Source organism: Tsukamurella sp. DT100 (assembly GCF_049844855.1).
GTDB lineage: Bacteria > Actinomycetota > Actinomycetes > Mycobacteriales > Mycobacteriaceae > Tsukamurella.
Genome location: NZ_JBNCLV010000005.1, coordinates 282350 through 308931 on the forward strand (window position 1 = coordinate 282350; position 26582 = coordinate 308931).

Consider the following 26582-nt stretch of genomic DNA (forward strand, 5'->3'; position numbering starts at 1 on the left):
CGTGCTGAGGTTGGCGGATCAGCCGCGGACCGCGGCGTCGGCCTCGCGGGCCAGTTGATCTCGGAGCCGGAAGTGCTGGAGCTTTCCGGAGGGGTTGCGCGGCAGCGCGTCCACGAAGCGGACGTCGCGCGGATACTTGTACGGCGCCAGGCGGGACTTCACGCCGTCCTGGATGCGCCGCACCATCGCGGGGCCGGTGTCCTCCCCCGCGCGGAGCACGACGAAGGCACACACGACGGCGCCGCGCTCGGTGTCGGGCCGGCCGACGACCGCGGCCTCCACGACGGCGTCGTCGGCGCAGATCGCCGCCTCGACCTCGGGGCCGCCGATGTTGTAGCCGGACGAGACGATCATCGAATCGGAGCGCGCCTGGAAGCGGAACACGCCGTCGGCGTCGCGGACGACGGTGTCGCCGGTGACGTTCCAGCCGTCCACCACGTAACCGAGCTGCCGGGCGTCGTCGAGGTAGCGGCAGCCCGTGGGCCCGATGACGGCCAGCCGCCCCGGGACGTCCGGGCCGACCTCTTCGTCGTCGGGGCCCAGCACCGTCGCGCGGAAGCCGGGCACGGGGACGCCGAGGGCTCCGGCGGCGGTGCGGCCGGGCGCGGTGGAGAGGAAGACGTGCAGCAGCTCGGTGCAGCCGATGCCGTTGACCAGCTCGATGCCGCACTCCTCCCGCACCAGGTCGAAGGTCTCCTCCGACAGGTGCTCGCCGGCGGAGACGCCGACGCGGACCCCGCGGAGCAGTTCCGCGCCGCCGCCGCGGACGATCGCGCGGTACGCCGTGGGGGCGGTGAACAGGACGGTCACGCCCTGCTCGGCGACGACCTCCGCGAGCCGCGCCGGGGTGGCCCGCTCGGTGAGCACCGTGCTCGCGCCGAAGCGCAGCGGGAACACGACCAGCCCGCCGAGGCCGAAGGTGAAGGCGAGCGGCGGCGATCCCGCGAAGACGTCCTCCGGCCCCGGGCAGAGCACGTGCCGGGCGAAGGTGTCCGCGTTGGCCAGGACGTCGCGGTGGAAGTGCATGGTGATCTTGGGCCGGCCGGTGCTCCCCGAGGTCGGGCAGAGCAGCGCGACATCGTCCGCGGCGGTCGCGACGGGGGTGAAGACGCCGTCCCGACGCGCGGCGCGCTCCTCGAGCCGGTCCGGGTCGTCGCCGCCGATCAGCACCAGGGCGGCGCCGGAGCCGGTGCGCTCCAGCGCCTCCCGCAGGTCGGGTGCGGCCGCCGCGCCACTGAGGCAGACCGCGGGCGCGGTCCGCTCCAGGAGGTCGACGAGTTCGCCGGGGCGGAGCATGGGCATCGTCGTCACGAGAACCGCGCCCGCCTTGAGAGCGCCGAGCCAGGCGGCCACGAGCCACGGCGTGTTGCCCTCGCGCAGCAGCACCCGGTTCCCGGGCCGCACGCCGAGCTCGTCGACGAGGACCTGCGCGACCCGGTCCGAGGCGGCGCGCAGCTCCCTGTAGGTCCACAGGAAGCCCTCGGGCGTCCGGATCGCGGGCCGCTCTCCGAACCGCTCCGCTCCCTCGTCGATGAGCGCCACCGCGGCGTTGAGGCGGTCGGGGTACTGGAGCTCGGGCAGGGTGGACTCGAGCGTCGGCCACTGCTCCGCCGGCGGCAGGTGGTCGCGGGCGAAGGTGTCCTCGTGGGCGCTGGGAGACAGGATCATCGTCGTCCTTCCGTCACTGCGCGAGCAGGCCCTCCTGGCACACGGTGGCCAGGTGGGTGCCCTTGCGGTCGTGGAAGCGGCCCGTGTTGAGGCCGCGGGAGGAGCCGACGTTCAGCGACTCCTGCGAGTAGAGGACCCAGTCGTCCAGCCGCGCCGGGCGGTGGAACCACATCGCGTGATCCAGGCTCGCGGTCCGCAGTCCCTCGTCGGACCACGACGCACCCAGCGCCCGCAGCGAGGGCTCGAGGATCGTGTAGTCACAGCAGTACGCGAGCGCGATGTCGTGCACGGTCTGCTCCTCCGGGAGCTCCGAGAAGGCCTTGATCCACACCGCCTGGCGCGGGACGCGGTCCCGGTCGCCGGGGAGGTAGATCGGGTCCGGGACGTGCCGCATCTCGAAACTGCGGCCGTGCGACCAGTAGTCGGCGTCGGCGCCGTCGCGGCCGACGAGAGCCTGAGCGGAGCTCGGCAGGCTCTCCGGGTCGGGGACGCCCGCGAGTCCGGTCGCCGCCACCTCGCCCACGAGCGGAGCGCCGGGGATCTCCGTGCCTTCGGCTCCCGCGGCGAAGGAGGCGTAGCAGGTGTAGATCACCTTCCCGTTCTGCAGGCCGCGGACGTGACGCGTGGCGTAGCCCCTTCCGTCGCGCAGGATCTCGACCTCGTAGCGCACGTCGCCGCCGATCTCGGCGGGGCGGAGGAAGTAACTGTGGGCCGAGTGCACGGTCTTGCCCTCGACGGTGGCGCACGCCGCGGCCACGGCCTGCGCCACCAGGTCGCCGCCGTAGGCCTTGGGCCAGGGCACGTACTGGGTGGTGGCGGTGAAGACCCGGTGGCCGTCCGGGGCGTCGCCGGTCTCGGTGAGGCGCACCGCGTCGAGGAAGCGGGCGGAATCGGCCACGTTGCTGTGGAATTCGTTGACGGTGGTCATGCGCGGCGGTACCCCTCGAGCGCGGCGTCCTCGACGTCGTCGAGGTTGACGACGATGTTCTCCGGCGTGCGGCAGGTCAGCCAGACGAGGTCGTCGGTGACGGACATGTTCGCCTCGACGTGGGGCATGTAGGGCGGCACGAAGACCCAGTCGCCCTCGGTCATGTCGGTGTACTGGGCGTAGTCCTCGCCGTAGTAGATCCGGCCGTGGCCGGAGAGCACGTAGCCGCCGGTCTCGGCCTCGCCGTGGTGGTGCGGGAGCGAGCGGTAGCCGGGCTTGTTGCGGACCTGGCCGTACCAGATCTTCGTGGCGGGGGTGTGCTGGATGCTGACGCCGGAGACCCGGATGCAGTCGCCGGACTGCGCGGTGTCGGTGCTCTCCGCGCCGTGCCGGGTGACGACGGGGACGTCGCCGGTGGGTAGGAGTGCGGGGTCGACGATCTGGTCGGTCATGGGGCTTCGCCTTTCGTGGTGATGGGTGCGGTCAGGCTGTGATGCGGATGGTGTTGCGCAGGAGGCCGATCCCCGAGATCTCCGTCTCGAGGACCTGGCCGTCGGTGAGGAAGCGTTGCGGTTCGCGGCCCGCGCCCACCCCGGCCGGGGTGCCGGTGAGGATCAGGTCGCCGGGGCGCAGGCGGGTGAAGCGCGCGGCGTGGTGCAGCAGTTCGGCGGCGGAGAACAGCAGGTCGTCGAGCGGCGCCCGCTGCACGGTCTCCCCGTCGACGCGGCAGGTCACGGTGTGCTCGGCGGGATCGAAGGCGTCGGCGGTGACCACGGCCGGCCCGACGGGCGTGGTCGCGTCCCAGGCCTTCCCGGAGAGCCATTGGGTGGTGGCCCACTGCCGGTCCCGCAGCGAGACGTCGTTGCTGACGGTGTACCCGGCGATCGCCGCCGCGCACTCGTCGACGGAGGCCCGGCGCAGGTCGGCGCCGACGACGACGGCGAGCTCGGCCTCCCAGTCCAGCTTCTCGGTGTCGCCGGCATCGAGCACGACGTCGGCGTCCGGGCCGACGAGGGTGTCGGCCCACTTCGCGAAGAAGGTGGGCTCCTCGGGCACGCCGCGACCCATCTCCTCGATGTGCGCGCGGTAGTTGAGCCCGCAGCACAGCACCTTGCCGGGGCTCAGGATCGGCTGCAGCGGGCGGGCCGACGGCGGGAGCGGCTCACCGTCGGCCGCGGCGCGCCGGGCGACGGCGCGCCAGTCGTCCCGGCGCAGCAGGTCGTCGACGCTGGCGGCGCCGGTGCACCGTGGGCCGGATCCGGCGTCGGCGGTGGCGACCGTCCGGTCGCCGAGCTGATGGGTTGCGAGCCTCACGGGAGAGCCTCCGAAGTCGTATGTAGCGATTCTGACGTCCGTCAGATAGGCTAAATGTAGCACGGATCACATCCGGGGACCAGACCCCGATCCAGCACCGATCCGCCTCTGCACGAAAGGAACCCCATGTCCGCCAAGGTCACCGTCAATCCCCCGCAGCTCGCCGTCCCCCGCGGCTTCGCCCACGGCACGCGCGTCGGGAACACGCTCCACCTCGGCGGGCAGACCGCCATGGACGCCGAGGGCGCGATCGTGCCGGGCGGCATCGTCGAACAGTTCCGGCGCGCCTTCTCCAACGTGCTCGCGACGGTGGCCGAAGCCGGCGGGACGCCGGACGACCTGGTGTCGGTCACCATCTACCTGACCGACGTGCAGGACTACCAGCGCAACGGCAAGGAGATCGGCCGCATCTGGCGCGAGCTCGCCGGCGACCACTACCCCGCCATGGCGGGCATCGGCATCAGCGAGCTGTGGCAGCCCGAGGCGCTCATCGAGATCGCGGGCATCGCCGAGATCGGATCGGGCGCACGGGGGTAACGTCGCGGGGAGCGGGCCCCGCGCCGCACGGCACCGAGGAGGGACGATGACGGAAGCAGCTCGACCGCAGCCGCTGGTCCGCGATCTGATCGTCTCGCTCTTCGGGCTCTACGGCCGCGGGGCGGAGCCGCTCCCCATCTCCCAGATCATCGCCCTGATCGGGACCGCCGGACCGGACGAGCAGTCCGTGCGCTCCAGCGTCTCCCGGATGAAGTCCCGGGGCCTCCTCGACGCCGCCGAGGCGGGGCACTACCACCTCGCGGGGCGGCGGGCCGCGGCCTTCGAGGCCGGCGACAGCCGGATCTTCGGCGACCACCCCTACGACCCCGCGGCCGCGTGGTCGCTGGCGGTCTTCTCGGTGCCCGAATCGCAGCGCGCCCGCCGCGTCCTGCTGAAGAAGACACTGGGCGAGATGGGCTTCGGCGTCGTCGGGGCCAGCGTCTACATCGCACCGTCGGGCATCGGCGAGGAGGCCCGCGCGCGGCTGGCCCGGCTCGAGCTCGACGGCTACGTCGAGTGGTTCGACTTGCACCCGCCGAGCATCGACCGCCTCCGGGCGGAGGCCGCGCAGTGGTGGGACCTGGACGCCGTCGCCGAGGAGTACCGCGGCTTCCTCGCGGAGTTCGCGCCCGTGCGGGAACGCTGGGATTCTGCGCCGGGCACGGACGCCGAGGCCTTCGCCGATCACCTCCGTCTGGTCACGGCGTGGCGCGACCTGCCCTATCGGGATCCGGGCCTTCCCGCCGAGGCGCTGCCCGCCGACTGGCCCGGCGCGCCCGCCCGCGAGCTGTTCCTGCACCTGCGCCGAACCCTGGCCGAGCCGGCCGCCCGGTACGCCGGCCACGCGGACCTCGAGCGGCGCGACTGACCCCTGAACACGGCACCCGCCGCCGACCCGCTCGACGTGCGGGTGCCGCGCGCCGCATTGTTAGGATTGCTACCTGCCCACCGCCGATCACGAAGGCACGACCCTGTCCGAGTCATATCCCCGCGCCGCGGTCGCCGTGTTGTGCGCCGCGGGCATCGTGGTCGCGCTCATGCAGACGATCATCGTGCCGCTGATCCCCCAGTTGCCGGGGATGCTCGGCACGTCGCCGACCAACGCCTCCTGGACCCTGACGATCACGCTGCTCGTGGGCGCGGTCGGGACGCCGATCGCCGGGCGCCTCGGCGACATGTTCGGCAAGCGCCGCGTGCTGCTGGGCACCATGGCGGCGGTCGCACTGGGCTCGACGGTGTGCGCCCTCTCGAGCGCCTTCCTGCCCTTCCTGATCGGCCGTGGCCTGCAGGGGCTCGGCATCGGTGCGATCGCCGTCGGCATCAGCATCCTGCGCGACATCGTCCCGGCGGTGCGGCTCGGCTCCGCGGTGGGCACCATGAGCGCCTCCCTGGGCGTCGGCGGCGCCCTGGGGCTGCCCTTCGCCGCGTCGATCGCGCGGCACGTCAGCTGGCACGCCCTGTTCTGGGCGTGCGCGCTCGCGGCAGTGGCCTGTGGCGCCGCGATCCTGCGGTCGGTCCCGGAGGGCCCCGCCGACCCCGGAGGCAGCTTCGACGCTATCGGCACCGTCGGCCTCACCGCGGTCCTGACGTTCGTCCTGCTCCCCCTCTCCAAGGCGTCCGAGTGGGGCTGGACCGACCCGCTGACGCTCGGCCTGTTCGCCGCCTTCCTGGTCACGGGCGCCGCCTGGTGGCGGTACGAGCTGCGCATCCCCAACGCCCTCATCGACGTGCGCACGCTGCTGTACCGGCCGATCCTGCTCACCAACGCCGCGTCGATCGCCACCGGATTCGCCTTCTACGCGATGCAGATGATGCCGATCCAGGTGCTCATGGCGCCGGAGCAGACGCCCGCCGGGCTGGGCCTCGGGATGGTCGAGGCGAGCCTCGTCCTCATGCCGAGCGGCCTGGTCATGTTCGCCTTCTCCCGGGTCAGCTCGTGGATCACGGACCGGCGCGGCGCCCGGATCTCGCTCGCTGTGGGCGCCGTGGTCATCGCCGGGGGCTACCTGGTGCTGCTGCTGGCGATCGCCGGGCCGTGGCCCGTGGGCTGGGTCTGGATCCTGGCGTCGAGCGCGCTGGTCGGGGCGGGCCTCGGCATCGCCTATTCGGCGATGCCCGCCCTGATCATGGCGGTGGTCCCGGTCGAGCAGACGGGCGAGGCGAACGGCGTCAACGCGCTGATGCGCTCGGTCGGCACCTCGATGGCCACCGCCGTCGTCGCCATGGTCCTGACCGGCGGCACGGTCGTCACCGCGACCCCGGCCGGCCCCGTCGAAACGCCCTCGGCCGGCGCGTACACGGAGACGATCCTGCTCTGCCTCGCCGTCTGCGCGGTGGCCGTCGCCTGCTCGCTCGCGATCCCCCGACGCCCGACGGCGGACACTGCGCGCGACTGTTAGGTTGGCGTGGTGCCGATCACGCCGTCCGCCCTGCCGCGCGCGCTGACCAGCCGCGTCGGCGGCCTGCTCCGCGGCCTCGCGACACCCGACCCCGTCACCGCCATCGGCCCACCGAACTGGTCGGGCCTCGACGCGCGCGCGTACTCCGGCCCCGCGCTGCCCGCCGGCACGCCGATCGACCGGGTGCCGCTCGCCGCGGGGCTCGGCCTCGACGAGGCGGCGCAGGCGTACCGGTTCCTCTACTCGACCACCAACCAGCGCGGGGACGCCGTGAGCACCGCGTCCCTGTTCCTGCCCGACGGGGACGCGCCCGCCGGCGGATGGCCCGTGGTGGCCTGGGCGCACGGCACCGTCGGACTGTGCGACGACGCGACCCCGTCGGCCCAACCCCAGTCCGAGCGACAGCAGTTCTACCTGGGGCACTGGCTGCGGCACGGCTATGCGGTGGTCGCCACCGACTACGCGGGCATGGGCACGCCCGGCCTGATGAGCTATCTCAACGGGAAGGTCGAGGCGCACAACCTGATCGACTCGGTGCAGGCCGCGCGGCAGCTGGGGCTGCCGCTGGCCCGACGGTGGGCCCTCGTCGGCCAGTCGCAGGGCGCGGGCGCGGCGATGAACGGCGCCCGCTACGCCGCCGAGTTCGGCGCGGGCTACGACCTCGACCTGCGCGGGACGGTCGCGACCGGGACGCCGGCGAACATCGAGTGGGTGGCGCAGTTCCTGCGGCCCTCCTTCCCGCCGATCGCGCTGCCGCCGCTGACCAACGTCTACGCCGCGTACATCCTGGCCGGGATCCGTGACGCCCGGCCCGACCTGGGGATCGACGACCTCCTCAGCGACGAGGGGCGGCGGATCGTCGCCCTCGCCGAGCGGCTAAGCCTGTACGACACCCGGGAGGCGGTGCGCGGCGCGAAGATCAGCACCTGGGTGACCGCGCCGCTGCGCAGCATCCCCGGGATCTACGACGCCCTGCACGCGCACATGGGCACCCCGACGCAGGGCTACGACCGGCCGATCTTCCTGGGCCACGGCCTCACCGACATCGACGTACCGGTCGCGTCCGGACTGTCGCTGGCCGCGGCACTGACCCTGCACCGGCAGCCGGTCACGCTGAAGCTCTATCCCACCGACCATTTCGGCACCGTGTACGCGGCCGCCGACGACGCCGCCGCGTTCCTCGCGCGGGTCATGGAGAACCAGGAGTAATCGTATGAAGGACTTCCACGGCAAGGTCGCCGTCGTCACCGGCGTCGCCTCCGGCATGGGCCGCGAGCTCGCGCTCGAACTGGCGCGACAAGGCGCGAAGCTCTCGCTGTGCGACTACGACGCCGACGGCCTCGAGAAGACCGCGGACGACGCGCGCGCCCTGGGCGCGGACGTCCACACCAAGGTCGTCAACGTCGGCGAGCGCGAGCAGATCCTCGCCTACGCGGACGAGGTCGCCGAGCACTACGGCGTGGTCAACCTCGTCTTCAACAACGCGGGCATCGCGCACCACGCGAGCGTCGAGAAGACCTCCTTCAAGGACTACGACCGCCTGATGGACGTCGACTTCTGGGGCGTGGTCAACAGCTCCAAGGCCTTCCTGCCGCACCTGATCGCCTCCGGCGACGGCCACATCGCCAACACCAGTTCGATCTTCGGCCTGTTCGGCGTGGGCGGCCAGAGCGCCTACAACGCCGCCAAGTTCGCGGTGCGCGGATTCACCGAGGCCCTCCGGATCGAGATGCTCGCGAGCGGACACAACGTCGGCGTCAGCTGCGTGCACCCCGGCGGGATCAAGACCGACATCTGCAACAACGCGACCGTCGCCGAAGGCCAGGATCAGGCCTCGTTCGCGGACTTCTTCAACCAGCACCTCGCGCGCACCGAGGCCGACGCCGCGGCACGCACCATTCTCAAGGGCGTGCAGAAGAACCACGGCCGCATCCTCATCGGCCCCGACGCGGTGGCACTGGACCTGTTGGTCCGGGTCACCGGCTCGGGCTATCAGCGGCTCATGTCCTTCGTCGACGGGCAGTCGAAGCGCTTCCTCTGAGCCGTCAGGCCCGCGGGGCCAGAATCTCCTCGGCGGCGCGCCGGCCGGAGCGGATCGCGCCGTCCATGTAGCCGTTCCACCGGCTCGCGGTCTCCGCGCCCGCCCAGTGGATCCGCCCGACGGGTGCGGCGAGCGCGTGGCCGTACTGCGTCCACACCCCGCAGCCGAGCCGTCCGCCGTAGCAGCCGCGGCTGAACTCCTTCGCGCACCAGTCCATCTCGACGTAGTCGAAGGGGGTCGCGGCCTCGGGCCCGAAGTACTTCACCAGCGCGCCGAGAACCAGCTCGCGTCGCTCGGCAGGACTGAGCCGCTCCGCCGTGCGGGCGTGGGCGCCCTCGAGGAAGCCGACGAGCACGCCGCAGCTCGCGTCCTGCGGGGAGTTGTCGAGGACCACGTTGAAGGCGTCGTCGAGGCTGATGACGAAGCCGCTGAGCCCGTCCTCACGCCAGAAGGGGCGGTCGTAGCCGACCTGCACCTTGATCACCGAGCCGGCGGGGATCTGCTGCGTGAGGCCGTCGCGCGCCGAGGGCAGCGCCGGCAGGTAGCGGATGCGGCCGGCCAGGGTAGGCGGGATCGCCACGATCACCTCGTCCGCCGTGACCGCGCCGCCCGGCGAACCGTCGGCGTTCTCGTAGACGACGATGACGCCCTCGTCGTCCTGCGTGATCGTGCGGACCACGGCGCCCAACCGGACCGACTCCCCCAACTCGGCCGCCATCCGCTCCGAGATCAGGTGGGTGCCGCCGACCACGCGGGAGTCCTGCGCGCCCGTCCGGGTGGTGAGCAGCATCGCCAGGCTCGTCCCCGAGCGGATGTAGGCGAGGAAGTGCAGGAACGAGAGCTCGGCGGTCTCCGCGGAGAAGACTGCCGGCACGATGATCCGGAAGAAGCTGCGGGCCATCGTGTTCCCGGTGTTCGCGCTCACCCAGGTGTCGACGTTGTGCCGGTCCAGATCGGCGGCCCCGTCGGCCTCCCACGGCGCGGCGGGATCGACGCCGGCCGCGAGCGTCTCGATGGCCACCCACAGCCGCCCGACCTCGGCGAGGGACTCCTCGTCCAGGCCGAAGGACTCGTCGGCGTACCGGACGGCGCGCCCGTCCACGAAGGTGATCGCGTCACCGTCGTCGTAGGAGGGGAACGTCTCCAGCCCGAGCTCGGCCACGAGATCGAGCGCCGCCGTCTGGTCGGGGCCGATCCACTGCCCGCCCAGCTCGACGGGCGTCCCGTTGCTGAGGAAGCCACCGTGGTTGCGGCCGGCGACGCGATCCCGCGCCTCGAGGACTCGCACCGTCCTCCCCTCGGCCGCCAGGCGCCGCGCTGCCGAGAGGCCCGCCAGGCCGGCGCCCACCACGATCACGTCCACATCCGTCATGTCCCACTCCCTCATCTCAGTCAGTTGTATGACTTGGTTCACGTACTGTAAGCCGAGCCACACCCCTGTGTCGAGGCCTCGACCGGAATCCGGTGTGCTTTGCTGAGTACCCACCCCTTGGAACCGGAGGCCGGATGCCCTACGTCGAGTCCGCGGTGCGCGGCCCGCAGATCGTCGCGGCAGCGCGAGCGGTCCTGATCCGCGACGGGGTCGCCAAGACGAGCCTGCGCGCGGTTGCCGCCGAGGCCGGGATCCCGCTGGGCACGCTGCAGCACGTCTTCCCGAGCAAGCAGCAGTTGCTCCAGGCCGTCATCGAGCGCGTCGTCGACGACATCTCCGACGTGCTCCGGCGCACGGCCGAGACCGACGCGGGGCTGGCGCACGCGATCCGCAACGGCATGCGCAACTTCTGGTCGGCGCTCGTGACGGACGAGCGCGAGCTCCAGGTGCTGCAGTACGAGCTGGTGACCCACGCGCTCCGCACCCCGGGCCTCGAGGACCTCGCGCGGATCCAGTACGAGCGCTACACCGAGGCCGTGCGGCAGTGGTGCGCCGAGGCGGCCGACCGCGCCCACGAGACCAGCGCCGTGCCCCTGGACCGGCTCGCCCGCGTGATCCTCGCAGCCGTCGACGGCCTGATCCTGCAGCACGTGGCGCATCCCGACCCGGCGCGCTCCGCCGCCGACCTCGACACCGTCGCCGACATGGTCGTCGCGCTGGCCGCACCCGTCCCGCAATAGCGGAACGGGCACCGCCGACCGAGGTCGGCGATGCCCGTTCCAGCGGGATCGATCAGGAGTCCAGCGACTCCAGGTCCGCGTTGAAGGTGGCGCTGGGGCGCATCACCTTCGACATCTTCTCCGGGTCCGGGTAGTAGTAGCCGCCGATGTCGGCGGGCTCGCCCTGGACCGCGCGCAGCTCCTCCACGATGGTGGACTCGTGCTCGGAGAGCGCCTTCGCCAGCGGCGCGAACTTCGCGGCCAGCTCCGGGTTCTCGGTCTGCGCGGCCAGCTCCTGCGCCCAGTACAGGGCCAGGTAGAACTGGCTGCCGCGGTTGTCCAGCTCGCCCGTGCTGCGCGACGGCGCCTTGTTGTTCTCCAGCAGCTTGCCGGTGGCGGCGTCCAGTGTGGTCGCGAGGACCTTCGCGGCGGCGTTCTCGTTCTTGATGCCCATGTCCTCGAAGCTCACCGCGAGCGCGAGGAACTCGCCCAGCGAATCCCAGCGGAGGTGGTTCTCCTCCGTGAGCTGCTTGACGTGCTTGGGCGCCGAGCCGCCGGCGCCGGTCTCGTACATGCCGCCGCCCGCCATGAGCGGGACGATCGAGAGCATCTTCGCCGACGTGCCGAGCTCGAGGATCGGGAACAGGTCGGTGAGGTAGTCGCGCAGGATGTTGCCCGTCGCGGCGATGGTGTCGAGGCCGCGCATCGCGCGCTCGAGGGTGTACCGCATGGCGCGCACCTGCGACATGACCTGGATGTCGAGGCCCTCGGTGTCGTAGTTCTTCAGTTCGGCCTTGACCGCCTTGATGAGCTCGTTCTCGTGCGGGCGGTACGGGTCCAGCCAGAACAGCACCGGCGTACCGGAGTTGCGGGCACGGTTGACGGCCAGCTTGATCCAGTCGCGGATCGGGGCGTCCTTCACGGTGCACATGCGCCAGATGTCGCCCTCCTCGACCTCCTGGGAGAGCACGACCTCGCCGGTGGCGTTGTCGACGATGTTCGCGGTGCCGGCGGCCGGGACCTCGAAGGTCTTGTCGTGGCTGCCGTACTCCTCCGCCTTCTGCGCCATCAGGCCGACGTTGGGGACCGTGCCCATGGTGCGCGGATCGAAGGCGCCGTTGGTCTTACAGAAGTTGATGATCTCCTGGTAGATGCGCGCGAAGGTGGACTCCGGCATCACGGCCTTGGTGTCCTTGGTGCGGCCGTCGGCGCCGTACATCTTGCCGCCGGCGCGGATCATGGCGGGCATCGAGGCGTCGACGATGACGTCGGAGGGCGAGTGGAAGTTGGAGATGCCGCGCGCCGAGTCGACCATCGCCAGCTCCGGGCGATGCTCGTGGCAGGCGTGCAGGTCCTTGACGATCTCCTCGTGCTTGCTGGCCGGCAGCGTGGCGATCTTGTCGTAGAGGTCGCCGAGGCCGTTGTTGACGTTGACGCCCAGCTCGTCGAAGAGGTCCTGGTGCTTGGCGAAGGCGTCCTTGTAGAAGACCTTCACGGCGTGGCCGAAGACGATGGGGTGCGAGACCTTCATCATGGTGGCCTTGACGTGCAGCGAGAACATGACGCCGGTCTCGTAGGCGTCCTGCATCTGCTCCTCGTAGAACTCGAGCAGCGCCTTCTTGCTCATGAACATCGAGTCCATGACGTCGCCGGCGCCGAGCTTCACGCTGTCCTTGAGCACGTGGGTCTGGCCGTCGGCCGTGACGAGCTCCATCCGCAGGTCGCGCTCGCGGTCGAGCGTCGTGGACTTCTCGCCGTGATAGAAGTCGCCGTGCTTCATGTGCGCGACGTGGCTGCGCGAGGCCATCGACCACTCGCCCATGCTGTGCGGGTTCTTGCGGGCGTACTCCTTGACCGCGCGCGGGGCGCGGCGGTCCGAGTTGCCCTGGCGCAGGACCGGGTTCACGGCGCTGCCGAGGATCGTGGAGTAGCGCGTCGCGATGTCGCGCTCCTCGTCGGTCTTGGGCTCCGACGGCAGGTCGGGGATGTCGTAGCCCTTGCCCTGCAGCTCCGCGATCGCGGCCAGCAGCTGGGGCACCGAGGCGCTGATGTTCGGGAGCTTGATGATGTTCGCGGTCGGCTCGAGGGTGAGCGCGCCGAGCGTGGCCAGGTTGTCCGGCACCTTCTGCTCGTCGGTGAGGCGCTCGGGGAAGGTCGCCAGAATGCGCGCCGCGACCGAGATGTCGCTCGTCTGCACGTCGATGCCGGCGGGCCCGGCGAAGGCGCGGATGATCGGCAGGAACGACGCGGTGGCCAGAAGTGGGGCCTCGTCGGTCAGCGTGTAGATGATGGTCTGCTGCTGCGCACTCATGTGTGTTTGCTTCTCCCGAATGTCTTGGTCGGTCGACTCTGTACGAACTGCTCTGTCAGTCTCCATGTAACGGTTCCCCCATTATCCTCCCTCACCCCGACAGCCCGCGACGGCAGTCCGGCAAACGCGCGCGGCCCTCCCCGATTACGCTGTCGCCATGGCCGGAGGACTCGCTGCCCTGCTCGACGACATCGCCGCTCTCGCGCGGCTCGCCGCCGCGTCGGTCGACGACGTGGCCGCCGCCGCGGGGCGCGCGAGCGTCAAGGCCGCGGGCGTCGTCGTCGACGACACCGCGGTCACGCCGCGGTACGTGCAGGGCATCAAGCCCGAGCGCGAGCTGAGCATCGTCGCGCGCATCGCGAAGGGCTCGCTGCGCAACAAGCTGATCTTCATCCTCCCCGCGATCCTGCTGCTGAGCTGGCTCGCCCCGTGGGCCCTGACCCCGATCCTCATGCTCGGCGGCACCTACCTCTGCTACGAGGGCGCCGAGAAGATCTGGGAGAAGCTCAGCGGCCACGTGGACGTCGAGGAGCCCTCGTCGTCCACGGGCGAGGTCGACGAGGACACCGTCGTCGCCGGCGCCATCCGCACCGACTTCATCCTGTCCGCCGAGATCATGGTGATCGCGATGAACGAGGTCGCGAGCGAGTCGATCTGGTCGCGGGCGCTGATCCTCGTGGTGGTGGCGATCCTCATCACCGCGCTGGTCTACGGGGTGGTCGCGGCGATCGTGAAGATGGACGACGTGGGCCTCGCGCTCGCGCAGCGCCCGTCCGAGTTCAGCCGCAAGGTCGGCACCGCGATGGTCAAGGCGATGCCGGTGGTGCTCAGCGCGCTCGCGAACGTCGGCATCGTCGCCATGTGCTGGGTCGGCGGCCACATCCTGCTGGTCGGCCTAGACGATCTGGGCTGGCACTGGCCCTACTCCGTGGTGCACCACTTCGAGACCTGGGCGCACGACCTGATCCCGTCGATCGGCTCGGTGGTGGGCTGGCTCGCCAACACCCTCGGCTCCGCCCTGTTCGGGCTGGCGGTGGGCGCCGTGGTGGTCGCGATCGTGCACGTGATCGGCAAGCTCCGCGCCGCTCCCGCGTCGCACTGAGCTACCGCACCGGCACCACGACGCGGGTCCGCAGTTCGGCCTCCGGCACCGCGCACGGGTCGTTGAGGTACACGTTGAAGTGGTGCGTCGCCGGATCGTCGACGGTGCGCGCGAGCGCCAGGCCGTGCTCGGCGACGTACGCGCCGATCAGCTCGTGCGCCCGCGGGATCGCCTGCGCGTAGGGCCCGTCGACGACGGCCTCGACGGCGCGGCCCGCCGGCGCCTCGAAGACGGCGAGCGGCGCCGCGACGGTAGTGCCGGCGGGCACCTCGAAGAACACGGACTCGTCGACGTCGGACTCGCGGAACTCGTCGTCGTGCTCGATGCAGCCACCCGGGCCCGCGGGGGCGATGTCCTGGGCCTGCACTTCGGGGAGGAAGCGCTCCCAGAGCTCGCCCTCCCCGGCGTAGTCGGGGACGGTGCCGCGCAGGTGCACGAGCGTGCGGGCGGGCAGGGCGGTGAGGGCGACGGTGTCGGTCATGGTGGGCTCCCGGATCAGCGTGTCGATGAGGCGGAGCCGCGCCACGGAGTCCTCGGCGGCCGCGGCGAGGTCGAGACGCTGCGCGCGCAGGGCCTCGTCGAACGCCTCGGTCCCGCGGACGGCCAGCAGGGCCCCGATGGCGGACACGCCGAATCCCACGTCGCGCAGCCGGCGGATCGCCGCGGCCTCCGCGAGCTGCGCCGGCGCGTACCGGCGGTAGCCGGTCACGGCGTCGACGTCCACGGGCACCAGGACGCCGTGGGCGTCGTAGTGGCGCAGCATCCGCACGCTGATCCGGCTGAGCGAGGAGAACCTGCCGATGGGCACGAGGTCCGGGGTGTCGGTCACGGTCTCCACTCTGTCGGCTGACACGGTGTGAGGGTCAAGCCCCGGGCAGCGCGGATTCCGCCGCCGGTACCCCGGCGCGCGCCGCGCCTTCCGCGAGTAGGAACTGCGCGCCGGTGTAGGTCGCCATGACGGCGCCCTCGAGCCACGCGGGCGGGTCGGCGAGGACGAACTTGCGCAGCCCGAGGATCGAGTCGCTGAGCAGGAACAGGCCCGCGCCCGCGAGGGTGGCGCGCCGGGCGTCCCCGGGGATCTGCGGGCCGAGCACCGTTGCGGCCGCCGCCGTGCCGCTGAGCAGCGCGGAGTAGCCCGCGAGCACCGGGGCCAGGAAGGGCTCGGTCCGGTACGCGGCGAGCAGGGTCCGCGGCGCGCCGACGGCCCAGGCGGCGCCGACGGCGGCGGGACGCGCGAGCGAGGCGTCGGGATCGCGCTGCGCCAGCAGCCCGCGGATGTAGGCGGCGTGGCCCGTCGCGAAGGCGCTCGCGCCCAAGGCGAAGTGCTTCGGCTCGTCGCCGAGCAGCGCCACGTCGCCCACCCACCCCGCGGCCTGCCCGGCCAGGGCGCTCCGGCGCAGGGGCGAGCGCCGCGCCCGCGGATCGGTCGTGAACGACGCGGCGAGCGTCGGCAGGAGCAGCGGCTTGGTGAACCGCCGGGCGTGGTGGTGCGCGGGCCTCGGCGAGGCCGACAGGGCGGTGTCGACCACCGCGAGCGCGGCGTAGGCGAGCTTGAGAGCGGTGCTGGGGCGGGTCACCGCGCCAATCTATCCGTAGGCTCGTCCCGTGAGCAGCGACACCGTGCCGGCCGCCCCCGCACCCGCACCCGCACCCGCACCCGAGGAGGGCCGCATCCGCGTCCCGCGCGACCTGGACGCGATCACGGACGTGGGTATCGAGGACCACTCCGGCGCGGATCCGCGCGCCGTGGAGCGGATCTGGCTCGCCGCCCGGTCCTGGTACGCGGCGGGCATGCAGCCCGCGATCCAGGTGTGCGTCCGGCACCGCGGCAACGTGGTTCTGAACCGGGCCATCGGCCACGCCCGCGGTAACGGCCCCGACCTGCCCTCCAACCGCGACGAGGCGACGGAGCCGGTGCCGGTCACCGTCGACACCCCGTTCTGCACCTACTCCACGGCCAAGGGCGTGGCGGTCACCGTGCTGCACCGCCTGATCGAGCGCGGCGACCTCGACATCGAGGCCCGCGTGTGCGACTACATGCCGGAGTTCACCAGCGACGGCAAGGACCGGATCACGGTGCGGCACGTGCTGACCCACAGCGCGGGCATCCCGATCAACACCGGGCCCAAGCCGGACCTCAGGCGGTCCGAGGACAGCGCGTACACCCGGGCGATGCTCGCCGGGATCAAGCCCGTCTACTCCCCCGGCCGGCTGCACTTCTACCACGCGCTGACCTGGGGGCCGCTGGTCCGCGAGCTGGTGCTGGCCGCCACGGGGCGCACGATCCGGGAGATCGCCGCCACGGAGATCCTCGGCCCGCTGGGCTTCCGGTGGACCAACTTCGGGGTCGCGCCCGAGGACCTTCCCGCCGTCGGGCTGAGTTACGCGACCGGCAGGCCCGCGCCGCCCGCGATCGAGGCCGCCTTCCGGAAGGTGGTGGGCGGCACCATGCAGCAGATCGTGCCGATGTCGAACTCGCCGCAGTTCCTCACCGGGATCGTGCCGTCGTCGAACCTGGTCTCGAACGCGCAGGAGCTCTCCCGGTTCGCCGAGATCCTCCGGCGGGGCGGGGAACTCGACGGGGTCCGCGTGCTGCGGCCCGAGACGCTCGCGGCGGCGACCCGGCAGGCGCGCCGACTGCGCCCCGACTTCGCGACCGGCGGCGCGCCCCTGCGGTGGGGCACCGGGTACATGCTGGGCTCGGAGCGGTTCGGCCCGTTCGGCCGGCACGCCCCGGCCGCCTTCGGGCACACCGGGCTCACCGAGATCGCGATGTGGGCCGACCCGCAGCGGGACCTGGCGGCCGCGGTGGTATCGAGTGGCAAGCCGGGCGGCCACCCGGAGGCGAAGCGCTACCCCGCCCTCCTGGACGCCATCGGCGCGGCCTTTCCGCGCACGCGCGGCTGACGTCCCCGGGCATCGTCACAGACCCGTCGATAGGGGTTTCCTACCGCACCGATAGGCCGTTTCACCTCGACTTTCAGGTATTTCTAGAATAATTCCAGAAAAGCTGGAATCCGTGGCCCCGCGGACGTACAGTGAAGAACGCGCGGCCCGACAGCCCGGCCGCCTCGCTTCAACAGCCGTACACACATCCGTACCGAGAGGAACGCCGTGTCCGAGGATCAGACCACCTCCCCCCAGGAACAGACGAGCGGAAGCGGCGGTTGCCCCGTCGCCCACGGTTCGCTGCGCCCGCCGGTCGCCGGCGGCGGCAATCGCGACTGGTGGCCCGACGAGGTCAACCTGAAGGTGCTCGCCAACAACCCCGCCGAGGGCGACCCCCTGGGCGCCGACTTCGACTACGCGGCCGCGGTCGCCACGCTCGACGTCGAGGCCGTCCGCGCCGACCTGGTCGCGCTCATGCGCGAGTCGCAGGACTGGTGGCCCGCCGACTTCGGCCACTACGGCCCCCTGTTCATCCGCATGTCCTGGCACTCCGCCGGCACGTACCGCACCACCGACGGACGCGGCGGCGGCGGCGCCGGCCTGCAGCGGTTCGCCCCGCTCAACAGCTGGCCCGACAACGTCAGCCTGGACAAGGCCCGCCGCCTGCTGTGGCCGGTCAAGCAGAAGTACGGCCGCTCGCTCTCCTGGGCCGACCTGATCCTGTTCGCGGGCAACGTCGCCCTCGAGGACATGGGCTTCACCACCGAGGGCTTCGCCTTCGGTCGCGCCGACGTCGCGGAGCCGGAGGACGTCTACTGGGGTCCGGAGCACACGTGGCTCGGCTCGGACGGCCGGTTCTCCGGCAAGCGCGAGCTGGACCAGCCGCTCGGCGCCACCCACATGGGCCTGATCTACGTCAACCCCGAGGGCCCCGAGGGCGTTCCGGACTACATCGCGGCCGCGGACGACATCCGCGAGACCTTCGGCCGGATGGCGATGAACGACGAGGAGACCGCGGCGCTCATCGTCGGCGGCCACACCTTCGGCAAGACCCACGGCGCGGGCCCGGCGGAGAACGGCCCCGAGCCGGAGGCCTCCCCGATCGAGCAGCAGGGCCTGGGCTGGAAGGGCCACAACGGCACCGGCGTCGGCAAGGACGCCGTGACCAGCGGCCTCGAGGTCATCTGGACGCACACCCCCACCAAGTGGGACAACAGCTTCCTCGAGATCCTCTACAGCAACGAGTGGGAGCTCTTCCAGAGCCCCGCCGGCGCGAACCAGTGGCGCCCGAAGGACGGCGGCTGGGCGAACTCGGTGCCGGACGCCTTCGGCACCGGCAAGACCCACCCGTCGATGCTGACGACCGACCTGTCGCTGCGGTACGACCCGATCTACGGCGAGATCACCAAGCGCTGGCTCGACAACCCGCAGCAGCTGGCCGACGCCTTCGCCAAGGCCTGGTTCAAGCTCCTGCACCGCGACATGGGCCCGACCGCCCGCTACGTGGGCCCGCTGGTCCCCAAGACCGAGCACCTGTGGCAGGACCCGATCCCCGCGGCCGAGGGCACCCCGATCAGCGCGGCCGACGCCGACGCGATCACCGAGCGGATCCTGGCCACCGGCCTGACCACCGCGCAGCTGGTCAAGACCGCGTGGGCGGCGTTCTCGTCGTTCCGTCGCACCGACAAGCGCGGCGGCGCCAACGGCGGCCGCCTGCGCCTGCAGCCGCAGGCCGGCTGGGAGGTCAACGAGCCCGACGAGCTGGCACAGGTGATCCGGACGCTCGAGGGCGTCGTCGACGCCTTCAACGCGGAGTCCGGCACGAAGGTCTCGTTCGCCGATGTCGTGGTCCTCGCGGGCAACGCGGGCGTGGCCCAGGCCGCGAAGGCCGCGGGCGTCGAGGTGACGATCCCGTTCACGCCGGGCCGCGCCGACGCGACCCAGGCCGACACGGACGTCGAGTCCTTCGCCGTCCTCGAGCCGCGCTTCGACGCCTTCCGCAACTACGTCGCGAAGGGCGCGCCCATGCCGGCGGAGTACCTCCTCGTCGAGAAGGCCAACCTGCTCGGCCTCACGGCGCCGGAGATGACGGTGCTCCTCGGTGGCCTCCGCGTGCTGGGCAACAACTTCGGCGGGTCCGAGGCGGGCGTGTTCACCGATCGCCCGGGAACGCTGAGCAACGACTGGTTCGTGAACCTGCTCGACATGTCCACGAAGTGGGCCCCGGCGTCCGACGACGACGCGACCTACGTGGGTACCGATCGGGCGACCGGCGAGAAGAAGTGGACGGCCACCCGCGCCGACCTCGTCTTCGGCTCGAACTCGATCCTCCGCGGCATCGCCGAGGTCTACGGCGCCGCCGACGCCGGCGAGAAGTTCGTGGGCGACTTCGTCGCCGCGTGGACCAAGCTCGCCAACGCAGACCGGTTCGATGTGAAGGCCTGATCCTCTTCCTCCGGCCGGCAGCCGCGCCCCGTACACCGTTCCCGGTGTGCGGGGCGCGGTCGTTCCGGAGCATTTTTTCAGTTAGCGAGAATTAACCCTTCGTGCGATACCCGCCGGTCGCGGGCGTACGCTCACTTCCATGCCGTACTTCGACCGGGTCTCCGCGACCGCGTTCCGTCCGACCGAGCACGTCTCCGGCGGGTGGAACACCGCCGAGCAGCACATCGCCCCGCCCATGGCACTCCTCGCGCACGCGGTGGAACAGGACCGCGACGCGCGACGCGACGACGACCTGCGCCTCGCGCGCCTGTCGTACGACATCCTCGGCACGCTGCCGATGGACGTGGTCGAGGTGGACGTCCGCGTCGTCCGCCCGGGCCGCACCATCGAACTCGTCGAGGCGACGCTGAGCCATGCCGGCCGTGCCGGTCTCGTCCTGCGCGCCTGGCTGCTCGACCGGCGCGACACGCGCGGCGTCGCAGGTTCCGAGCTCGAGCCGATCCCGCCGGCGGCGGGGATGCCGGAGTGGGACCCGAGCACCGTCTGGCCCGGGGGCTACATCGCCTCCGCGCGCGCCCGCCGCCAGGAGGTGCGGCCCGGCCGCGCAGCGTACTGGGTGGAGTCCGACGTGGACCTGCTCGACGAGTCGTCGGGGCCGGTCGCACGGGCCGCGCGACTGTTTGACATCGCCAACGGTATGACACCCCGGTTCACCCCGGAGGAGGTCGCGTATCCGAACCTCGACCTCACCGCGCACCTGTTCCGCGATCCCGTCGGACCCGCTCTCGGCTTCGACACCCGGGTGTCCACCGGACCCGATGGCGCAGGTCTGACCCATTCGGTCATTCACGACATCGCGGGCCCGGTCGGCACGGTGGATCAGATACAAACGGTGCGTCTGCGCTGAAATCCAGTCAAGAATGTGGTTACATTCCGAGCGTTCAGTTCACCCTGCCGAAGGGAGCTCTTATGAATACTCGGATCACACGGACGATCGGTGCAGTAGCCGCCGCCGTCGCGCTGACCGTGACCGTCTCCGCCTGCGACAACGCCAAGGACACGGCGAACGACGCGAAGGACGCCGCCACCTCGGCGGCCGGCAGCGCGGCCTCGGCGGTCACCGGCGCGAACGGATCCGGCGCGAACGGGGCGGGTTCCGAGTCGCAGGCCGCCGTGCCCTCGACCAGCATCGCGACCCCTGGCGGCACCGAAGTCACCCTCACCGACGGCCCGATCATCGGCGAGTACGCGAAGTACGGCTACGAGAAGGGGCACCTCGGTGCGCCTCTGGGCCCCGTCTCCGCACTGCCGGACGGCAAGGGCAAGTACCTCACGCTCAAGGGCGGCACGATCTACTGGTCGGAGGCCTCGGGCGCGCACGTCGTGCACGGCGTGATCGGCGACAAGTGGGGCGACGCGGGCCACGAGACCGGCAAGCTGGGCTACCCCACCAGCGACGAGACCGCCGAGAACGGCGCGATCAAGCAGACCTTCCAGAACGGGACGATCACCTTCCGCGACGGGGTCGCGACGGTCTCCTAGTCTCCGACGACGGTCACGGCGCCGTCCCGATGTACACCGTTCGTGCGGCCAGCACGAAGGCATCGGGGCGGCGTCGCACGTTCTGCGGGTCCTCCGGGTCGGTGAGCCGGCGCAGGACCTCCGCGTCGTCCGGGTCGAGCCGGTCCGCCATCCGCAGATAGCGGCCCAGCATCCGGGCCACGCCGCGGCGGGCCCCGTCGTCGAGCGGGGCGGGGCGGTCCACCAGGAAGGTGCGGGCCCGCACGTCCCGCAGCCCCGCCGCCCGCAGCAGCGCGGGCCAGTCCTCCGGCGCGTCGACGGTGCCGTCGAGCGCGGCCCGCATCTCCCCGAAGCCCACGGCCTGCAGAGCGTCGAGCCGCTCGGCGAGGCCCGGGCGCCCGAGCCCGATGTCGCGCGGGAGGAACCGCGAGGGCAGGCCGCCCTCGGCCACCGCGAGCACGCCGCCCGGATTGAGCCGGCTCGCGAGCGCCGCGACCGCGGCGCCCTGATCCCCCACGTGGTGCATCGTCTGCGCGGTCCAGATGAGATCGGCGGCGGGCAGGTCCGCGAACCCCGCGGGCAGGTCGGTGCGGAGCGTATCGATCGGGTTCCCGGCCGCCGTCGCGCGGTCCCGGGCGCGGTCCAGCAGCGCGGGGGCGCCGTCGACCGCGATCACACGCGCCTGGGGGAACCGCGCTGCCAGCGCCGTGGAGAACACTCCCGGGCCGGAGCCGACGTCCAGCACCGTCCCCGGCGCGGGTACGCCGCCGGCGATGACGTCGAGCGCCTGCGTCACGTACGGCAGGAGGGTCTCCCCCTCCGCCTCGATCTCGGCCGCGAGGGCCTCCCAGTCCGGATGGGTGTGCGAGTGCGCGTGGGCGTGTGCGTGGTCGGCCATGGAACCCAGCGTGCCGACCACGCGGTCGGCCGGCAAGTTCTCGTGCCGTTCCAGCAAATCGTCAGCTGATCCGGACGCGCACGCCCGGCGGCAGGACGGCCCGCGCGTCCGGCAGGCGCGCGACGTCCACGCCGTGCAGCACGACGGTGACCGGCGGCGCGGCCCGCAGCTCGACCCCGTCCGCGGGGAAGCCCGCCGCGACGAGCGCGGCGCGGATCCGGGCGGGCACCGCCCACCCGCCGGGCACCGCGATCCGGTCCGGATCCACCGGCCGGGCGGGCACCGCGGGCAGCGGCGCATCCGGCGCGGCGAGGGCGGCACCCACCAGCGCCGCGACCGCGTCGACATGGGCGGCGGCCTGTGCCGCGTCGTAGAGCTCGGGATGGAAGACGCCGTCGACGACGAGCTCGTCCCCGGGCTCGGAGTACACCGAGATCAGGCAGTCCGGGACCGGCCCCCACGCCGTCACGTCGAGCGACCAGCCGTCGGTCCGCACGTCCGGGAGCACGTTGACGATGGGCCCGTGCAGGCGCCCGGTTCGCCAGGCGGCGGGGACCACAGTGAGCAGCTGCTCGGGCCGCTCGCCGCCCGCGATCCGCTCGGACGCCGCCACCAGCCAGCGCCGAACGTCGGCGGCGAGGGTCGCGGGCGTCGCGTCCGGCGGCACGGCCAGGCGGGTGGGCACCACGGCCATCCACTGCACGGGGGTGGCCCGCTCGAGGGCGGTGCGGCGCAGACCCACGGTCACGCCGACGTGGGCGTCGGCGGTGCCGAGGTACCGGGCGGTGTACGCGGCGACGGTGGCGACGGCCTCCGCGGGCCACGTCCGGCGGTCCGCGATCCCGGGCGCCGAGATCCGCGCCCGGCGCTGCCGCGGGCGCCCCGACGGTGGTGCGACGCGGTCCGCGAAGGCGATCTCGCGGCCGGGATCGCCGACGCCGTCCGTCGCGGCGGACCAGAACGCGGCGTCGGGCGGGCGCAGCGGGGCCGCCTCCGCGGCGAGGGCCGCGAGGTCGCCGAGGCGCTCGTGCGGGAGGGGCGCACCGTCGGCCTCGGCGCGCAGGCGGGCGACGATCCGGCGGAAGACCCGGGTGACGGCGTAGCCGTCGAGGACGGCGTGATGCGCGAGGAGCCGCACGACGTGGGAGCCGCCGACCCGCACGATGGTCGCGCGCACCAGCGGCCCACCGTCGAGCTGCAGCGTGCCGCCTGCGCGCCACGCCGCGTAGGCCTCCTCCGTGCCGAAGCGCTCCACCCCGACGGGGGCGGGACGGGCGGCCACGAACCGCGCGCCGCCGTCGACGACGGCCCCGATCTCGGCGGCCTCGGTCTCGGCGAGCGCACCCGCCGCCGCCCGCTCGAGGGCGGCGGTGTCGATCCGGAGATCGGTGCGCCACGCCGCGTCGATGACGAGCGACCGTGCGCCCGGCTGCTCGGCGGCGAGCTGCAGCATCGCGACCTGGGAAGGGAGTGGCTGCACGCCGCTCACCCTACGTCCGGGCGAATGGCAGAATGCACTGGTTGTCACAGCATCGCGACAATGTCCTATATTCGAGCGACGAAGCAACATCCGAAAGTCCCGAGGAGCACATGAGCCTGAACGGTGCACCGGCCGGCAGCGGCCGCCGCATGCGCCGCCACTCGTGGGCGCTCGCATTCTTCGACTTCCTGATCATCTACGCCTTCCTGGCGGCGACGAACTCCTCGTCCCCCTCGCACGTCACCCACGCGGTCGAGGGCCTCCTCGGCGCTTCCCTCGCCGTCAGCGTCTTCTACCTCTTCGGGCTGTACCGCACCCGGATCACCCTGAGCGCGCTCGACGCCGCACCGCAGCTGGCGATCGCCGGGTGGATGCTGGCGCCGATCGGCGTCATCACCGTCTGGCAGGACGACCACTACCAGCTGATCGGCGCCGCGCTGTGCTGGGCGGTGCTGTTCGCCGTGCGCGTGCTGTACTACGGCGCGGTCCGGCGGCACCGCGCACGGCACCCCGAGAACGGCGGACGCACCCTGGTCATCGGCGGCGGCAAGGTCGCGGGCGAGCTGGTCCATTCGATGTTCATGTTCCCCGAGTACGGGCTGCGGCCCGTGATGGTGATGGACGACGACCCGCTCGACGCCACCGCGTTCCCGGTCGAGGTGATCCCGCGCCGCAACGACCTGGCCCGCCTGATCCGCGAGCACGACATCGACACGGTGATCGTCGCGTTCTCCCGCGACCGCGACTCCACGCTGGTCGAACCGCTGCGCGACTGCGACACGCTGGACTGCGAGATCTACGTCGTCCCGCGCCTGTACGAGTTCGTGCACCAGGACCGCGACATGGACCGCATCCACACCACCCCGCTGGTCCTGGTGCGCCGACTCGCGCTGCGCTCGAGCCACTGGCGGGTCAAGCGTGTGACCTCGTTCGTCACCTCGCTCGTGGGCCTGGTCCTCCTCGCCCCCCTCCTGCTCCTGGTGTCCGTGGCGATCAAGCTCCAGGAGCCGACCGCGCCGATCCTGTTCCGGCAGACCAGGGTCGGCCAGGACGGCCGACTGTTCTCGCTGTACAAGTTCCGCACCATGCGGCCGGTCCCCGACGAGGAGTCGGACCGCGACTGGACCGACGACCGGCTCCGGATCACCCGGCTCGGCCGGTTCCTGCGACGCCACTCGATCGACGAGCTCCCGCAGCTGTGGAACGTGGTGCGCGGCGACATGTCGGTGGTGGGCCCGCGGCCGGAGCGCCCGCACTTCGCCAACCGCTTCGGCGCGGAGATCCCCGCCTATCAGTCCCGGCACCGGGTGATGGTGGGCCTGACCGGGTGGGCCGCGATCCACGGGCTGCGCGGCGACACCGACATCCGGGACCGCGCGTCGTACGACAACTACTACATCGAGAACTGGAGCCTGTGGCTCGACGCGAAGATCCTCCTGATCTCCGTCGGCACCGTGCTCTTCGGCCGCGGCGGACGCTAGGCGCCGGGCTCCTCGAGTTCGGCGACCACCACCGCGGCGGCGGTGCGGTCGGTGTGGGTGAGCGAGACCTCGGCGCGGACCCAGCCCTGCTCGCGGGCGCGCGCGGCGAGGCCGCCGTGCAGCCGCAGTTCCGGCCCGTGCGGCGTGCCGACGACCTCGATCTCGCGCGGCGGGGTCGCCGTGTCGGGGCCGAGGCGCAGCGCCTTGATCGCGGCCTCCTTCGCCGCCCATCGCGCGGCGAGGCGGTGCACGTCGCCTGCGCACGTGGCGAGCTCGCCCGGGGTGAAGACCCGCTCGGTGAAGCGCGTACCGAAGAGCGCCACCGATTCCTCGATGCCGGCCACCTCGGCGAGGTCGATCCCCACCCGGTTCACCGGACCGCCTCCGCGACGATCGCCCGCATCCGCTCCTGGAAGACCGGCACGGAGAACCGCTCGGCGTGCGCGCGCAGCACCGCCGGGTCGAACTCCGCGGGCCGCAGACCGCGCATCGCCGCGGCGAGGGCGTCCGTGAACGGCTCGTCGGGGCCGTCGGGCACGAGTACCCCGGAGACCCCGGGCACCACGGTGTCCACCGCGCCGCCCGCGGCGCGGGCCAGGACCGGGGTGCCCGCCGCCATGGCCTCCACCGGCACGATGCCGAAGTCCTCCTCGCCGGGCATGACGGTGGCGATCGCGTCGCGCTGCAGGCGCACCATCTCCGCGTCCGAGACGCGGCCGAGGAAGACGGTCTCGTCGCCGGCGATGCGGCGCAGCGCGGCGTCGTGCCGCCCGTCGCCGGCCACGACGAGCCGCACCCCCGCGCGCTGCGCCGCGCGGATGGCGAGGTCGACCCGGCGGTACGGCACGAGACGCCCCGCGACCAGGAAGAAGTCGCCGGGGGCGGCACCGTCGGGCGTGAACCGCGCGACGTCGACGGGCGGCGCGACCACCCGCGCCGGGACGCCCCACCAGCGCTCGATGCGCTCGGCCACGGAGGTGGAGTTGGCGACCACGACGTCGAGGTAGGGCACCGCGGCGGTCTCGACCGCGCGGGTCTGCGCGGCGAGCGCCGCGAGCGCGAGCCGGCCGGCGCCACCGAAGGCCTCCCCGGACCGCAGCTCGGGCAGCCACGCCCAACGGGCGGGCGAGTGCACGTAGGCGACGACCGCGGCGTCCGGCCAGGACCGCGCGGCCGAGACCGCCATCGCGTGGTGACTGATGACGACCGCGTCCGCGCCGGGGTCCGGGCGGTGGCGGCGCCAGGCGGCCGGCGCGAGGGGGATGAGCGGTGCGTGGGAGCGCCGCCCGAGGGCCCGGTGCACCCCGTCGAGCCCGGTCACGGCGATCCGGCCCCGCAGTTCGTCGGGGACGGTGCGCGGATCGACGAAGGCGACGTGGAGGCGGCTGCCGGGCCAGGCGTCGACCAGCGCCCGCGCGACGTTCTCGGAGCCGCCCTGTTCGGTCCACCGCTCGTGGACGACGGCGATGCGCGTCAT

24 protein-coding genes are annotated in these 26582 nt (G+C 72.4%); 12 read left to right on the top strand and 12 right to left on the bottom strand.

The features are described 5' to 3' along the window. Positions 1–18 precede the first annotated feature (18 nt). The 4 genes from ACLQ3K_RS14515 to ACLQ3K_RS14530 are packed head-to-tail and all read right to left on the bottom strand — an operon-like array spanning position 19 to position 3910. Complete coding sequence (locus ACLQ3K_RS14515) at positions 19–1668, bottom strand: AMP-binding protein (protein WP_426000210.1); 1650 nt, start codon at positions 1666–1668, stop codon at positions 19–21. A 13-nt stretch (positions 1669–1681) separates the two neighbouring features. After that, positions 1682–2596 (bottom strand): acyl-CoA thioesterase, encoded by a 915-nt coding sequence (locus tag ACLQ3K_RS14520; RefSeq protein WP_426000212.1) that lies wholly within the window; start codon positions 2594–2596, stop codon positions 1682–1684. Continuing rightward, positions 2593–3048: a cupin domain-containing protein gene (locus ACLQ3K_RS14525; protein ID WP_224647985.1), complete on the bottom strand. Its 456-nt coding sequence runs from the start codon at positions 3046–3048 to the stop codon at positions 2593–2595. Before ACLQ3K_RS14525 ends, ACLQ3K_RS14520 begins: the two co-directional genes overlap by 4 nt. A 31-nt stretch (positions 3049–3079) precedes the next feature. Further along, positions 3080–3910: a fumarylacetoacetate hydrolase family protein gene (locus tag ACLQ3K_RS14530; RefSeq protein ID WP_426000214.1), complete on the bottom strand. Its 831-nt coding sequence runs from the start codon at positions 3908–3910 to the stop codon at positions 3080–3082. A 126-nt stretch (positions 3911–4036) separates the two neighbouring features. Between ACLQ3K_RS14530 and ACLQ3K_RS14535 the strand changes: the two genes are divergently transcribed. From ACLQ3K_RS14535 to ACLQ3K_RS14555, 5 genes are all read left to right on the top strand, one after another. Continuing rightward, positions 4037–4447: a RidA family protein gene (locus tag ACLQ3K_RS14535; protein WP_426000216.1), complete on the top strand. Its 411-nt coding sequence runs from the start codon at positions 4037–4039 to the stop codon at positions 4445–4447. A 46-nt stretch (positions 4448–4493) separates the two neighbouring features. Next, on the top strand, positions 4494–5315 hold the full coding sequence (locus ACLQ3K_RS14540; protein ID WP_426000218.1) for a PaaX family transcriptional regulator C-terminal domain-containing protein: 822 nt from the start codon (positions 4494–4496) through the stop codon (positions 5313–5315). Positions 5316–5451: 136 nt separating this feature from the next. Then, on the top strand, positions 5452–6846 hold the full coding sequence (locus tag ACLQ3K_RS14545) for an MFS transporter (protein WP_426000220.1): 1395 nt from the start codon (positions 5452–5454) through the stop codon (positions 6844–6846). Positions 6847–6852: 6 nt separating this feature from the next. Then, positions 6853–8055, top strand: a complete 1203-nt coding sequence (locus tag ACLQ3K_RS14550; RefSeq protein WP_426000222.1) for a lipase family protein — start codon at positions 6853–6855, stop codon at positions 8053–8055. 4 nt (positions 8056–8059) lie between these two features. Next, entirely contained in the window at positions 8060–8887 is an 828-nt protein-coding gene (locus tag ACLQ3K_RS14555) for an SDR family NAD(P)-dependent oxidoreductase (protein ID WP_426000224.1), read from the top strand. A 4-nt stretch (positions 8888–8891) separates the two neighbouring features. On the opposite strand, the gene ACLQ3K_RS14560 is transcribed toward ACLQ3K_RS14555, so the two are convergent. Then, positions 8892–10259 (bottom strand): flavin monoamine oxidase family protein, encoded by a 1368-nt coding sequence (locus tag ACLQ3K_RS14560; protein ID WP_426000226.1) that lies wholly within the window; start codon positions 10257–10259, stop codon positions 8892–8894. Positions 10260–10393: 134 nt separating this feature from the next. On the opposite strand from ACLQ3K_RS14560, the gene ACLQ3K_RS14565 reads away from it, so the two are divergent. Continuing rightward, the gene (locus ACLQ3K_RS14565) at positions 10394–10999 is read left to right on the top strand and encodes a TetR/AcrR family transcriptional regulator (RefSeq protein WP_426000228.1); all 606 of its coding nucleotides are present in this window, start codon (positions 10394–10396) and stop codon (positions 10997–10999) included. Between the two features lie 52 nt (positions 11000–11051). Here the strand turns inward: ACLQ3K_RS14565 and ACLQ3K_RS14570 are convergent, their stop codons facing one another. Further along, the gene (locus tag ACLQ3K_RS14570; RefSeq protein WP_224647977.1) at positions 11052–13289 is read right to left on the bottom strand and encodes an NADP-dependent isocitrate dehydrogenase; all 2238 of its coding nucleotides are present in this window, start codon (positions 13287–13289) and stop codon (positions 11052–11054) included. A 157-nt stretch (positions 13290–13446) separates the two neighbouring features. Between ACLQ3K_RS14570 and ACLQ3K_RS14575 the strand changes: the two genes are divergently transcribed. Then, a complete protein-coding gene (locus ACLQ3K_RS14575) occupies positions 13447–14391 on the top strand; it encodes a DUF808 domain-containing protein (RefSeq protein WP_426000231.1) in 945 nt (314 codons plus the stop codon). A 1-nt stretch (position 14392) separates the two neighbouring features. Here ACLQ3K_RS14575 and ACLQ3K_RS14580 read toward each other — a convergent pair whose 3' ends face one another. Continuing rightward, positions 14393–15244 carry a MerR family transcriptional regulator gene (locus ACLQ3K_RS14580; RefSeq protein WP_426000232.1) on the bottom strand — a complete coding sequence of 284 codons (852 nt, stop codon included), beginning with the start codon at positions 15242–15244 and terminating at the stop codon, positions 14393–14395. A 10-nt stretch (positions 15245–15254) separates the two neighbouring features. Further along, positions 15255–15968: a lysoplasmalogenase family protein gene (locus ACLQ3K_RS14585; RefSeq protein ID WP_426000234.1), complete on the bottom strand. Its 714-nt coding sequence runs from the start codon at positions 15966–15968 to the stop codon at positions 15255–15257. 28 nt (positions 15969–15996) lie between these two features. Between ACLQ3K_RS14585 and ACLQ3K_RS14590 the strand changes: the two genes are divergently transcribed. The 4 genes from ACLQ3K_RS14590 to ACLQ3K_RS14605 all read left to right on the top strand — a co-directional run bounded on the left by ACLQ3K_RS14590 (position 15997) and on the right by ACLQ3K_RS14605 (position 21267). Beyond that, positions 15997–17298, top strand: coding sequence for a serine hydrolase (locus ACLQ3K_RS14590; RefSeq protein ID WP_426000236.1), 1302 nt, complete (start codon positions 15997–15999; stop codon positions 17296–17298). 207 nt (positions 17299–17505) lie between these two features. After that, entirely contained in the window at positions 17506–19725 is a 2220-nt protein-coding gene (gene katG / locus ACLQ3K_RS14595; RefSeq protein WP_426000238.1) for a catalase/peroxidase HPI, read from the top strand. Positions 19726–19864: 139 nt separating this feature from the next. Further along, entirely contained in the window at positions 19865–20632 is a 768-nt protein-coding gene (locus ACLQ3K_RS14600; RefSeq protein ID WP_426000240.1) for an acyl-CoA thioesterase domain-containing protein, read from the top strand. 62 nt (positions 20633–20694) lie between these two features. After that, positions 20695–21267 carry an LGFP repeat-containing protein gene (locus ACLQ3K_RS14605; protein WP_224647970.1) on the top strand — a complete coding sequence of 191 codons (573 nt, stop codon included), beginning with the start codon at positions 20695–20697 and terminating at the stop codon, positions 21265–21267. A 13-nt stretch (positions 21268–21280) separates the two neighbouring features. Here the strand turns inward: ACLQ3K_RS14605 and ACLQ3K_RS14610 are convergent, their stop codons facing one another. After that, positions 21281–22144, bottom strand: a complete 864-nt coding sequence (locus ACLQ3K_RS14610; RefSeq protein ID WP_426000242.1) for a class I SAM-dependent methyltransferase — start codon at positions 22142–22144, stop codon at positions 21281–21283. 61 nt (positions 22145–22205) lie between these two features. Further along, positions 22206–23624, bottom strand: coding sequence for a hypothetical protein (locus ACLQ3K_RS14615; protein ID WP_426000244.1), 1419 nt, complete (start codon positions 23622–23624; stop codon positions 22206–22208). Between the two features lie 110 nt (positions 23625–23734). On the opposite strand from ACLQ3K_RS14615, the gene ACLQ3K_RS14620 reads away from it, so the two are divergent. Beyond that, positions 23735–25105 carry a sugar transferase gene (locus ACLQ3K_RS14620; RefSeq protein WP_426000246.1) on the top strand — a complete coding sequence of 457 codons (1371 nt, stop codon included), beginning with the start codon at positions 23735–23737 and terminating at the stop codon, positions 25103–25105. Here the strand turns inward: ACLQ3K_RS14620 and ACLQ3K_RS14625 are convergent. Beyond that, the gene (locus ACLQ3K_RS14625; RefSeq protein ID WP_426000248.1) at positions 25102–25479 is read right to left on the bottom strand and encodes a holo-ACP synthase; all 378 of its coding nucleotides are present in this window, start codon (positions 25477–25479) and stop codon (positions 25102–25104) included. The genes ACLQ3K_RS14620 and ACLQ3K_RS14625 overlap by 4 nt on opposite strands. After that, positions 25476–26582 (bottom strand): glycosyltransferase, encoded by a 1107-nt coding sequence (locus ACLQ3K_RS14630; RefSeq protein WP_426000250.1) that lies wholly within the window; start codon positions 26580–26582, stop codon positions 25476–25478. The genes ACLQ3K_RS14625 and ACLQ3K_RS14630 overlap by 4 nt, the downstream gene beginning before the upstream one ends.